The following is an 11,619-nucleotide window of genomic DNA, read 5'->3' as shown; positions in this document are numbered from 1 at the left end:
GCCGCTCTGGAGGAACCGCCAGTCACTCTCCGCAAGGTAGCCTGTTCTTGGTTCTCTTCGGCTAGACCAGCGCTACGGCGCCGGGAGAGCTGAGACAACCTCGCAACCGCCGTTTCTCCCGGCGCCGTAGCGCTGGTCTAGCCGGAGAACCGGTGAGGCTACCGTGCCCCATGGGTAGAAGGTGATGCGCTCGGGGCCTCTCTTGGCGACATGAACCCGCGATCGGCGAAGGGCGGCAAGCACGACCGCCGACCGCCGGCCGCCGGCCGCTTCCATCGTGCTGTACAGCCGCGCTTTCACCGAGACATGACCGCGAAGATCGACGCGACCGTCCCCGCCCGAGCCCCCGTCGTTCTCCCCCTCGCGACGCCGCCCGCGCCCTTCGCGGCGGCGCGCGGCAGCGCCGAGGAGCGCCGCCTCGCCCACGAGGAGCGCGTCGCCCGCTGGAAGGCGATCGCCGAGGCGGGCGGGATCGACGCGTGGGTGAGCGCGGAGCTCGCCGCGCGCGGCGCCGTCGCGACCGGCGATCCCAAGGCGATGTCGGACCGGGAGCGCGCCCAGTGGAAGGAGCGCAAGAAGGTCGAGGCCCGGGAGCGCCGCGCGCTGCGCCGCCTCGCCTGGGAGGCGTACCTCGCCACGCACATCAACCACCTCGGCGCCGGCGTGCACTTCCGCGATCGCGAGGGGCCGGACGCCTTCGACGTCCCGGGCCTCGCCGAGCGCGCGCGCTCGCGCGGCCTGCCCGACCTGCCCTCCGCGGGCGAGCTCGCGAGCGCGCTCGGGCTGACGATCCCGCGGCTCCGCTGGCTCGCGTACCACCGCGAGGTCGACGCCGGCACGCATTACCGGCGCTGGCTGATCCCGAAGCGCGACGGCAGCGCGCGCGCCATCTCGTCCCCGAAGCGGGAGCTCAAGCGCGCGCAGCGCTGGGCGCTCCGCAATCTCTTTGAGAAGCTCCCGGTCCACGCCGCGGCGCACGGCTTCCTCGCGAGCCGATCCATCGTCACGAACGCGGCCGCGCACGCCGGCGCCGACACGATCGTCAAGATCGATATCAAGGACTTCTTCCCGACGATCACGTGGCGTCGCGTGCGCGGCCTGCTCCGCAAGGCGGGGGTCGCCGAGGGTCCGGCGACGCTCGTCGCGCTGCTCGCGACGGAGGCGCCGCGCGAGGTCGTGCAGTTCCGCGGGCAGACGCTCTACGTGGCGACCGGCCCGCGCGTGCTCCCGCAGGGCGCGCCCACCTCTCCTGCGATCACGAACGCGATCTGCCTGCGGCTCGATCGGCGCGTGTCCGGGCTCGCGCGCAAGCTGGGGTTCCGCTACACGCGGTATGCGGACGATCTCACCTTCTCCTTCCGCGCGCCCGAGCCGTCCGGGGTCGCCGGCGCCGCGCGGCCGCGCGCGGCGGTGGGCGCGCTGCTCCGGGGCGTCCGGGAGATCTTGAGCGCGGAGGGCTTCCGGCTGCACCCGGGCAAGACCGTGGTGATGCGCAAGGGCAGCCGCCAGAAGGTGACGGGCCTCGTCGTCAACGGCGCGGGCGAGGCGGCCCCGGCGGCGCGGGTCCCGCGCGAGCGGGTGCGCGCGCTGCGCGCGGCGATCCGCAACCGGGAGCTGGGGAGGCCCGGGAAGGGGGAGACGCTCGCGCAGCTCAAGGGGCTCGCGGCGTTCGTGTACATGACCGATCCGGTGCGGGGGCGCGCGTTCCTCGGGCGCATCGAGGCGCTCGAGCGGACTCCGCCGGCGCCGGCCGATGGGGAATCCGGGCGGTAGGCGGGCCAGGCAGCCTGTTCAGAGCGCCGCGCGGGCGAACGCCAGAGCAGGCAGCGAGAGGGTTACTGTCGCTCCATCCTGAGCAGCGTGACGTCCCCCGCGTCCCTGGCGATCGCTGTCCCCCGCTGCCCCTGCGCCGTCAGCACCCAGTCGAAGACGCTGACGCCGCCGGACGAGTCGACCGTGGTGAAGGTGCCCGTGCCGTCCTGGTCCAGCGTCCATGTACCGGTAAAGGTATCGGAGAAGTACGCACCCTCGAGATTCCCCGATTCCGTGGCGGTGAGCGTCCCATTGCGGTGGAATGTAATGGTCCCATTCGCCACGAAATTGCCCTGCCCGACGATGGTGCCGGAGGCGTCCCAGCCGAAGCGGCCCTGAAAACCGCCGCCCCTGCGCTCGGACGCCGCAGGCTCCTTCGCGTGCGCGATCCCGGCGCCTCGCTGCTCCACGTCGAGGAAGCACGCGCCAGTCAGCAGACCAACGATCGCCAGCCTTACCAATGACTTTTTCATGTTGCACCTCCACTCCCGGCTTTCGCGGAGCGGGTATGTTCGAGATGGTCCGATGAGGGGCACAGGCCCCCTCGATCCGAGCGCTTGCGTCTTCGCGCCTGCGGCGTGCCCAGATGGGTCATGACCCGAGGGACGCCGCGAGCATCGAGCACCCAAGTCTCGGTATCTGATCGAGGCTACGGGCTAGCGGGCTCAGCTGTCAACACCGAGGGCACGCTCACGACGAAACCTGCTCGAATGTCGGAGCCCGAACAAATCTGCGCGCCTCTACGCTCCCCGCGGGCTCGCCAGGAGGAGGTCGAGGAGCCAATGGGGGCGCGCCGCGCCGGCCTCGCGGGCTCAGCTCCTGGTCGAGAAGAGGCGGATCGCGTCCTTCGGGGTGCGCATCGTGACCATGCTCGAGAGATCGATGCCCAGCGAGGTCATCGTCTGCGCGACCGCGGGCTGAATCCCTGTGATCGCGGCGCGCGCGCCGAGCAGGGCTATCGCGCGGACGATGCCGACGAGGCGGTCGGCGGTGCGCGTGTCCATCGCCTCGAGCGCCGAGAGATCGATCACGACGCTGCGCACGTGCCGCGTCGCGATGGCGTCGAGCAGGCGCTCGGTGAGCATGGCCGTCCGCTCTTCATCCATGGCGCCGATGAGCGGCACGCCGACGATGCCGTCGGCGACCTCCAGGATCGGCGCGGAGAGCGCGAGGATTTGCCGGTGCTGCGCCTGGATGACGGCGAGCCTCCGGTCGAGCTCGGCGGCGAGCGCCGATTTCTCGTCCGCCTCGCGCCGGGCCGCCGCGGCCATTGTCTGCAGCTCGCGCGCCGAGCGCTGGAGCGCCTCCTGGGCGCGCTGGCGCTCGGAGACATCCACGCTGAAGCAGGCGACCTGCACCTCGCCGCTCCTGCGGACGATCGGCTTCTTGACGGTCTCGTACCAGTGCACCTCGCCGTTCGGCCGCGTCTCCTTCTCCTCGATGACCGCCGGCTGCCGCGTGTCGATGACCTGCCGGTCGACGCTGGCGAACCCTGCCGCCTCCTCGGCGCTCGAGGTGAGCTCGTGCTGGGACGCGTGGACGACCTGCTCCGGGGTCATGCCGTAGCAGTCCGCGAGCGCGCTGTTCGCCATGACGTAGCGGCTGCGCCGGTCTTTGATGAACATGAGGCTGGGCGCGAGGTCGATGAAGCTGCGCAGGAGCTCCACCTCCTCGGCGAGCTCCTCCTCGCGGCGGCGCGGCGCCGCCCCGCCCTGCGCGCGCGCGTGCACGAAGACGAGCGGCTCTCCCTCGGCCCTCGCGCAGCGCAGGAACGTCCAGCGCTGCGGGCCCGATCCATTCCCCGCCCCCGCGTCGATCTCCATCCGGCGCTGCGCCCCTCCGAGCACCGCGCGCGCCGCCTCCTCGGCCTGCGGCCCGAGGACCGGCGCCTCCCCGAAGGCGTCGCGCCAAGCCGCGTTGACCTCTCGCAGCCGCAGGGTCGCGTCGAGCACCGCGAGCGGCTCAGGAAAAGCGTCCAAGTCTGCGCGCATGCGCACCTCCGTGGCGGCCGGTGCGACGCTAGAGACGCACCGTGTCGGGAGCGACGACGATGCCTGTACGGCGCGCGGTTGTCTACGGCGTCCGCCGGTGTGACGTCGTGAGCACAGGCACCGTCCCGGGCGCTTTATCCATTCACGCTGGGGGCTTGTTCGTCCGCTCCGCAACGAGGGTGTCCGGGTCGCTCTCCGGCTGTGAAGCGGGGCTCGGAGCTGAATGCCTTAAGGATGGTTGGGCGGCTCGCTCCCCTTCAAGGGCAGCCGCGCCGCCGGATCGCCGAGCAGCACGTAGCCGCGCAGGTCATTGCGGAGCATGAAGGCGCGGCTGCGGTGCACGGGCTCGACCGGGGAGGGCCGGTTCCACGCGCGCGCGTCCTCTTCGGCCTGGTAGCCGGCGATCAGCTCGTCGTTGACCTCGCGGAACGAGCGCATCAGCGCGTCGAGCGCCACGCCGGCGCGGCTGCCGCGGGCGGTCGACTGGAGGCTGCTGAAGATCCGGGAGGCGCGGCTCTGCGCCGCGCGGGCCGGGTCGACGAAGCTGTAGGTCCAGGCGAGGTCCAGGTGCCCGATCACCGCGAGCGGCCCGTCGGGGTTGCGGAGCGCGGCCTGCGGCAGCGCGGCGAGGAACGGGCGCTCGCCGTCGCGGGGCAGGCTCGCCAGCACGCGCCGGGCCTGGCCGGCATAGGCGCCCTCGCGCGCGAGGAGGGAGAGCCAGGGGTAGAACGCGCTCTGCTCGGGCGTCCCGGCCCCGAAGCAGGCCAGGCAGAACCACAGGCCGCCCGGGAGGAAGGGGGCGCGCTGGAGCCTCTCCGCCGTGAGCAATGCTTCGGGGCCCCCGCAGGCGCCCACGAGCAGCGCGCCCTGGAGCGCGCGCTGCTGCTCGACGGAGGCCCATCCGGCGCTGGGCCGGCCGAGCCCGTGACTCACGGACAGGAGCACGGAGGGCCTCGCGGTGCTCCCCGCGCGGACGAGGTCGTCCGCGAGCTCGGCGCTCGGGATCTCGACAACGTTCGCGGCCGGAGCGCGCCGCTTGCCCGGCTTCCGCGCCATCGCGATGCAGGGATCGACGAGCAGGCTGCGCCCCAGCTCGGTCGCGGCGGTGCCGTCCTCCGCGACGTAGAACAGGGCGTCTGGCTGGTCGTGGTCTGTCGGGGTTTCGGCCCAGCGCACGACCTTCTCCGCGTAGGCGGCATAGCCGGCGGGGTCGGGCCGGCCGTCCGCGCCCGCGACGTGGAGGCGGCCGACGAAACTGCCGTTCGCGAGGACGTGCTGGAGCTCGGCGGAGATCTGGTCGAGATCGCCGAGGACGAGCAGGTACCGCGGCCTCTCCTCCTCGGCGACGCGCTCGTCGCGCAGCACCTCGTGCTTCCACCGGAGCGACTCGGCCACGCCCATGCCGGGCCTGACGCGGTAGGGCTCGACCTTGGCCCCTTGCTCCGCCTCGCGCAGCCGGAGGAGCGGAGAGATCGCCTCGAGCGCCTGGTCGCCCAGGGCGCCCTCGGGCGCGATCACCGACCAGCGCTGGAGCTCGAGATCGTTGGGCTCCGCGTCGGGCCTCTCGAGCGAGAGCGCGTCCACGGCCCGCGCGGTCTTTTCGGGCTTCGGCGCGATGCCCGCCGCGAGCTCGGGCAGGCCCGCCGCGAGGGTGGGGCGGAGCTCGATGGCGTCGGCGAGCAAGAGCTCGAGGGTGCTGGGGGCGGCAGCGGTCATGAGAGCGGCAGGGTGCCAGGGGGGTGATGGGGGGTCAACGCGAGGGGTCGGCGGCATTCCGAGGATGCCGTATCCGTTCATCATTTCTCGGCGCCGCGTGCGGAGGCGGGCCCTGAGCAAGACGAGCGCGCGGCGGCGGTGTCCTTGAGGGATAGAATCGGCCCGTCGAGCCCGCCGATTTCAAGACCCCGCTTGGCGAGTGCACGGCCTGGTTCCGCGTCATTGCCGCCTTCTTCCAGGAGCTTCTCGCCCTGCTTCCTGGGCTGGAACCAGAGCGTGATCACAAGACCCCGGAGGTCGACCGGAGAATCGATATCGTGGCTCACCACCGCCGGTCAACCGCTGGGTAGAAAGGGTTCCGGCCGTTGGAGCGCTCGCAGGACTCGTAACCTTTTCGGGCGGCCTCATCGCCTTCGTCGAGGTAAGTTCTACGAAGCTCAGGGGAGAGGCAATCGGTGGTGGCAGCGCGGAGGACCTGCTGGAGGGCAGCGCCAGAGACGGTCCACACCCGCGCCGTCTTGTCATTCGACGCGGTGACCACCCGCTGCCCGTCGGCGCTGAACGACGCGGACCAGACCTCGCCTTGGTGGCCACGGAGCACGACCGGGGCGCCGATGCCGTCCGCGCTCCACACCCGCGCCGTCTTGTCATTCGACGCGGTGACCACCCGCTGCCCGTCGGCGCTGAATCGCGCGGACAACACGTAGCCCTCGTGGCCCCGGAGCACGACCGGGGCGTGGATGCGGCGCGCGCTCCACACCCGCGCCGTCTTGTCCCACGACGCGGTGACCACCCACTTCCCATCGGCGCTGAGCTCCGCGGACACGACCCGTTCCTCGTGGCCTTGGAGCACGACGGGGATGTCGCCCTCGCCCGCGTTCCACACCGACGCCGTCTCGTGAGACGCGGTGACCAGCCACCGCCCGCCGGCGCTGAATGCTGCGGAGAGCACCTCGCCCTCGCGGCCCCGGAGCACGACGGGCACCCCGCTGCCGTCCGCGTTCCACTCCCACGCGGTCGTGTCACTCGACGTAGTGACCACCCGCTGCCCGTCGGCGCTGAACGCTGCGGAGAGCACCTCGCCGCCGTGGCCCCGGAGCACGACGGGCGCTCCGCTGCCGTCCGCGTTCCACACCCGCGCCGTCTTGTCCGCCGACGCCGTGACCACCCGCTGCCCGTCGGCGCTGAACGCCGCGGACAGCACCACGCCCTCGTGGCCCTGGAGCACGACGGGCGCCCCGCTGCCATCCGCGTTCCACACCCGCGCCGTCTTGTCCGCCGACGCCGTGACCACCCGCTGCCCATCGGCGCTGAACGCTGCGGACTGTACCCCGGCGTCATGGCCCCGGAGCACGACGAACGCTCCGCTGCCGTCCGCGTTCCACACCCGCGCCGTCTTGTCCTCCGACGCGGTGACCACCCGCCGCCCGTCGGCGCTGAACGTTGCGGACCGAAGCCCGGCCTCGTGGGCCCGGAGCACGACGAACGCTCCGCTGCCGTCCGCGTTCCACACCCGCGCCGTCTTGTCCTCCGATGCGGTGACCACCCGCCGCCCGTCGGCGCTGAACTCCGCAAATCGAACCCTGTCCTCATGGCCCCGGAGCACGACGGGCGCGCCGCTGCCGTCCGCGTTCCACACCCGCGCCGTCGCGTCCTCCGACGCGGTGACCACCCGCTGCCCGTCGGCGCTGAACTCCGCGGACACGACCGGGCCGTCGTGACCCCCGAGCACGATGTGCGCGCCGCTGCCGTCCGCGTTCCACACCCGCGCCGTCTTGTCCGCAGACGCCGTGACCACCCGTCGCCCGCCGGCGCTGAACGCCGCAGACAGCACCCTGCCGCCATGGCCCTCGAGCACGAGGGGCGCGCCGCTGCCGTCCGCGTTCCACACCCGCGCCGTCTTGTCCGCCGACGCCGTGACCACCAGCTGCCCGTCGGCGCTGAACGCCGCAGACAGCACCACCTCGGCGTGGCCCTCGAGCACGACGGGCGCACCGCTGCCGTCCGCGTTCCACACTCGCGCCGTCTTGTCCGCAGACGCCGTGACCACCCGCTGCCCGTCGGCGCTGAACGCCGCAGACAGCACTCCGCCACGGTGGCCCTCGAGCACGAGGGGCGCGCCGCTGCCGTCCGCGTTCCACACCCGCGCCGTCTTGTCCGCCGACGCCGTGACCACCCGCTGCCCGTCGGCGCTGAACGCCGCAGACAGCACCCCGCCACGGTGGCCCTCGAGCACGACGGGCGCGCCGCTGCCGTCCGCGCTCCACACCCGCGCCGTCTCGTCGGCCGACGCGGTGACGATGCGCCGGCCATCCGGGCTGAAGCGAGCAAACGACACCGCGCCTCGATGTCCGCGCAACGTCGCCCTCGGAGGTCCCAGATCCAGCGCCTCGAACGCCAAATCGCTCCAGCTCCGTACGCGGTTCGTGTCGCCGACTTCGAGCAGCAGCTTCACCGCCGGTGCCAGCTGGTTCGTCGCCATGAGCTCACGAGCACCGGCCATCAAAGATGCGTTTCGCGCTCGCGTCGCCTGCCCCAGCGCCCAGACGACGATGACCGCCATCACGGCGGCAACCGCGATTGCGACCGCCGCGATCCATCTCAGCGTTCGCCGCTCTCTCCGCTCCCTGGCGATCCTCCGGCCCTCTTTCTGCCTCCGCTTCCGCTCCGTCTCTTCCTGCTCCCGCGCCCGCCTCCGCTGGAACACCCGGCTCGCCAGCCAGTCGTGCCCGAGCTCGAAGTACCGGCTCCCCTGGTGCTCCTCCGCGCGCAGCACCGCCGCCCGCTCCAGCTGCCCGAGCACCTCCGCCGCAGCCCCGGGCGGCAGCACGCCGCGCGCCTCCTGCTCGGTCAGCAGCGTCCGGTGCCCCTCCCCGTCGACGAGGTGCTCCTCGAGCAGGTGCCGCGCCGCCTCGCTCAGCGCCCCGAGCCCCTCCACCGTCGCCTCCAGGTACCGGTGCAGGATCGCCTCCGCCTCCACGGCGCCGGCCTCGCCGCCGCGCCCCGCCGCCCGCTCGTCCCACAGCGCCCGGCAGACGATCTGCCCGAACGCGGCCTGCACCTCGGCATCCTCCGAGGCCGGCGTTCCGGGCGTCCTCACCTCCAGCATCAGCGCGCGCACCTGCTCCTCGGCCCAGCGCTGGCGCGGACGCCCCTCCTCGACCGCCCGGCAGACCGCTCGGATCATCTCGCCCACCGAGAGCGGCCCCAGCCGGAAACCGTGCTCGAGCAGCTCGCGCCGCCCCCTCGCCCGATCCCGGAAGCGCCCCAGGTAATCCTCCCGCAGCGACAGCGCGATCTGCAGCCCCCGGATCGGCTTGTGCGCCAGCCGATCCACCGCCTCGATCAGCGCGATCGCCTCGCCCGCATCCCGCCCGGGAAAGAGCAGTTGCTCGAGCTGATCCAGGTAGATCAGGATCGGCCGCTCGCTCCTCCGCTCGGCCAGGAGGATCGCCTCGTCCAGCGCCTCGATCCGCGCCGTTCCTTCAGGCGCATCCCCCAGCTCGAGATCGCCAAAGACCGCGCGCACGAGCCAGGACAGCGGCGCCTCCCCGAGCGGCCAGCCGTCCACGGTCACGACCCGGAAGTCGTGCGCCTCCTCCAGCAGCGGGATCACCCCGGCCTGCATCAGCGACGACTTCCCCGCCCCGGAGGGCCCGAACACCGTCGTGCACGGGTGAGCCATCAGCCGGTGCGCCAGCTTCTTCGTGAGCTCCTCCCGGCCGAAGAAGTACCCGCGATCCGCGGCGCGGTACGGCTGCGGACCCGGAAAGGGGTTGTGCGGCGCGCTGTGCGACACCCTCGCCCCGCTCATCGGCCGTCCCTCCCGGCCTCCACGAGCGCTTCGAGCCAGCCGACGACGTCCTCGCCGCTCGCCGCGACGACCCCCACCCCGGCTCTCCCCGGCAGGCTCACGCCCTTCTCCCAGAGCTCCCGCTCGGTGTCGTCCGGCTCGAGCACAGCAAGGCTCCCTCGCGGCACCGGCCGCCGGCCGAACAGCCGATGCAGCAGCATTCGGTGGTGCCAGGTCGTCACCGACATCCCCGCGATCAGCGCCGGCCGGCTGTTCAGCGTGCTCAGGATCTCGTCGGCCAGGTCGCGCGGCAGCGCGCTCTCGAGCTCGCGGAAGCCGAGCAGGTAGTCGTCCTCGGTGAGCAGCGGCCGCGTGAAGATCTGCTCCGGCGTGTACCCGCGGTAGAGCCGGAGCAGCACGATCTCCCGCTCCAGATCGACCGACGCGGGCGGCGCCTCGAGCGCCTCCCAGTCGCCGCCCGACGCGCGCCGGAGCACCAGGGTGCTCTCCTCGTCGGGTTGGATCACGTGGATCGCCCTCTCCGGCTGCTGCTCCGCGAGCGCGATCTCCAGCAGCGGGCTTCGGAGCAGCGTCGCGTGCACCCCGGGGCCGAGGGCGCGCGCCAGCGCCTTGATCACCGGCGGAGCCTCCGCGCCGACGCGGAACGCACGCTGGAACTCGGCGCCCAGCTTGTCGGCCCCGCGGCGGAGCGCGTACCGCTGGGTCAGCGCGCTCATCGGCAGGCCCGGTGGCATCGGCTCGGGCCCCTTCGAGAGCTCGGTCCGCAGCTTGTCGCGGAAGCTGTCGAGCGCGGCGCGCTCCGCCTTCCACCGATCCCCGAGCAGGAGCGAGAACGGCCGCGCGACGATGCGCGCGAGGCCGGGGTCGATGGCCGTCGCCCTATCGCTCACCACCGGCGGGAGCACCGCTCGCGGAGCGACCTTGCGCCCCTTGAAATCGAACAGCACCCCGTCCGGCCCCCGCAGGTAGACGACCGGCGAGAACGCCTCGGCGCTGCCCTCGAGCTCGGCGAGGATCGCCCGCCGCGCCTCGTTGACAGCGCGCGCGACGTCCCCCTTGCCGAGGGTCGCGCCGGCAAGCGCGCGGTAGAGCTGCGTTGAGAACGCCCTGGCCACGTCGGCCTGGACCGGCCAGAGGTGCGCGACCACCGCGTCCGCGCCCGCCCGCGCGAGGCTCTCCGCGGCCGACGCGAACGCCGCCGGCCGCGCTCCCTCGCACGCCTCGAGCACCACGAGCCGGAGAAAGCTGCGGAAGCCGGCCGCGAGCTGCTGCCCGAGGAGCTCGACCCGCAGCCAGCGCTCGTCGCCGTCCGCGTCCGCGAGCCGCAGGACGGGGACGCCGTCCTGCACCCCTCCGTGGCCGACGAAATGGAGCACGTGCGGGATCGGCTCGCAGCGCAGGCGATCGAAGAGCCACGGCAGCCGCGCGGCCTGCCCCTCGATCGGCGCCAGCCACTCGACCTCGCCCGCGGCGATCGGGCCGGCGAGCGCCTCCTTGAGCCGCGCGAGCGCGGCGCCGCCGGCGGGCGCGATCGCGAGCACGCGCACCGCGCCGCGCACCTCGCGCGGCTGCCACGGCTCGTTGCTCCTGACGCCGCGCACGGGCAGCAGATCCGGCGACGTCCCCCAATGGCGCATCGCCCCGCCCGGCGCGGCGAGCGCCTCCCAGGGGACCTCTTGCAGCCCGGGATCGCCGATCGCGAGGCGCACGAGGAGCGGCCCGCCCGCGGCCTCGCCGAGGCGCGCCCGGAGGTCGTCGATCCCTTCGCGGAGCACGGCGCCATGGAGCGCCTGCGCCGTCCTCGCGACGCGCTCGTCCAGCGGCCGCGCGCGCGCGGCCGCCTGGCGCACGTCGCTCGCGAAGCTGCGGAGCTGCGCTGCGCCCAGCTCCGGACCGAGCGCGTGAGGCGCCGTCTGCTCCCCCCGGCTGCCGCGAGCAGAAGCCCGCACCTCGGCTCCGCTGCTCTCGAGCGCGATCTCCATCCACACGCCGGGTGCCCCGGGCCTCTGCATGAGAGGGAGATTACCTGGTTCGCACTCCGCTTCGCCTCGGGCGCGCTCCGCGATTCGCCGCGCTGCGCTCCGGCCCGCCCGCGCACGCACGGCGTTGCGACCCGGAGGGGTCCGGGACCCCTGCGAACGCTCTGCATTGGTAGTGGTCGCGTTTGCCTGAAACGCGACCACCCCGCTCCAACTGCGACCACCTCAGCCGCGACGCGCTCGGCGCGCGCATACGCCCGAGGCGGAAATCTACGAGTTCTTGACGCCGGGTCCGCATGAGGCCGAC

General features: G+C 73.1%; 7 protein-coding genes. 1 reads left to right on the top strand and 6 read right to left on the bottom strand.

Annotation, left to right across the window (positions count from 1 at the left end):
• Nucleotides 1-306: 306 nt before the first annotated feature.
• Nucleotides 307-1,773 carry a reverse transcriptase family protein gene (locus tag WMF33_RS11515; RefSeq protein ID WP_437337174.1) on the top strand — a complete coding sequence of 489 codons (1,467 nt, stop codon included), beginning with the start codon at nucleotides 307-309 and terminating at the stop codon, nucleotides 1,771-1,773.
• A gap of 62 nt (nucleotides 1,774-1,835) precedes the next feature.
• On the opposite strand, the gene WMF33_RS11510 is transcribed toward WMF33_RS11515, so the two are convergent.
• The 6 genes from WMF33_RS11510 to WMF33_RS11485 form a co-directional block, all read right to left on the bottom strand.
• Nucleotides 1,836-2,285 (bottom strand): hypothetical protein, encoded by a 450-nt coding sequence (locus tag WMF33_RS11510; RefSeq protein ID WP_437337173.1) that lies wholly within the window; start codon nucleotides 2,283-2,285, stop codon nucleotides 1,836-1,838.
• Nucleotides 2,286-2,624: 339 nt separating this feature from the next.
• Nucleotides 2,625-3,803 carry a PAS domain-containing protein gene (locus tag WMF33_RS11505; RefSeq protein WP_437337172.1) on the bottom strand — a complete coding sequence of 393 codons (1,179 nt, stop codon included), beginning with the start codon at nucleotides 3,801-3,803 and terminating at the stop codon, nucleotides 2,625-2,627.
• A 228-nt stretch (nucleotides 3,804-4,031) separates the two neighbouring features.
• Entirely contained in the window at nucleotides 4,032-5,519 is a 1,488-nt protein-coding gene (locus tag WMF33_RS11500; RefSeq protein WP_437337171.1) for a hypothetical protein, read from the bottom strand.
• 80 nt (nucleotides 5,520-5,599) lie between these two features.
• On the bottom strand, nucleotides 5,600-5,845 hold the full coding sequence (locus WMF33_RS11495) for a hypothetical protein (protein ID WP_437337170.1): 246 nt from the start codon (nucleotides 5,843-5,845) through the stop codon (nucleotides 5,600-5,602).
• Nucleotides 5,842-9,333, bottom strand: a complete 3,492-nt coding sequence (locus WMF33_RS11490) for an nSTAND1 domain-containing NTPase (protein ID WP_437337169.1) — start codon at nucleotides 9,331-9,333, stop codon at nucleotides 5,842-5,844. Before WMF33_RS11490 ends, WMF33_RS11495 begins: the two co-directional genes overlap by 4 nt.
• Nucleotides 9,330-11,345, bottom strand: a complete 2,016-nt coding sequence (locus WMF33_RS11485; protein WP_437337168.1) for a CHAT domain-containing protein — start codon at nucleotides 11,343-11,345, stop codon at nucleotides 9,330-9,332. The genes WMF33_RS11490 and WMF33_RS11485 overlap by 4 nt, the downstream gene beginning before the upstream one ends.
• Nucleotides 11,346-11,619 lie beyond the last annotated feature (274 nt).

This window comes from Sorangium sp. So ce394, from assembly GCF_051474665.1.
GTDB classification, from domain to species: Bacteria; Myxococcota_A; Polyangia; order Polyangiales; family Polyangiaceae; genus Sorangium; species Sorangium cellulosum_D.
This window is presented reverse-complemented; position numbering and strand designations above follow the sequence as displayed.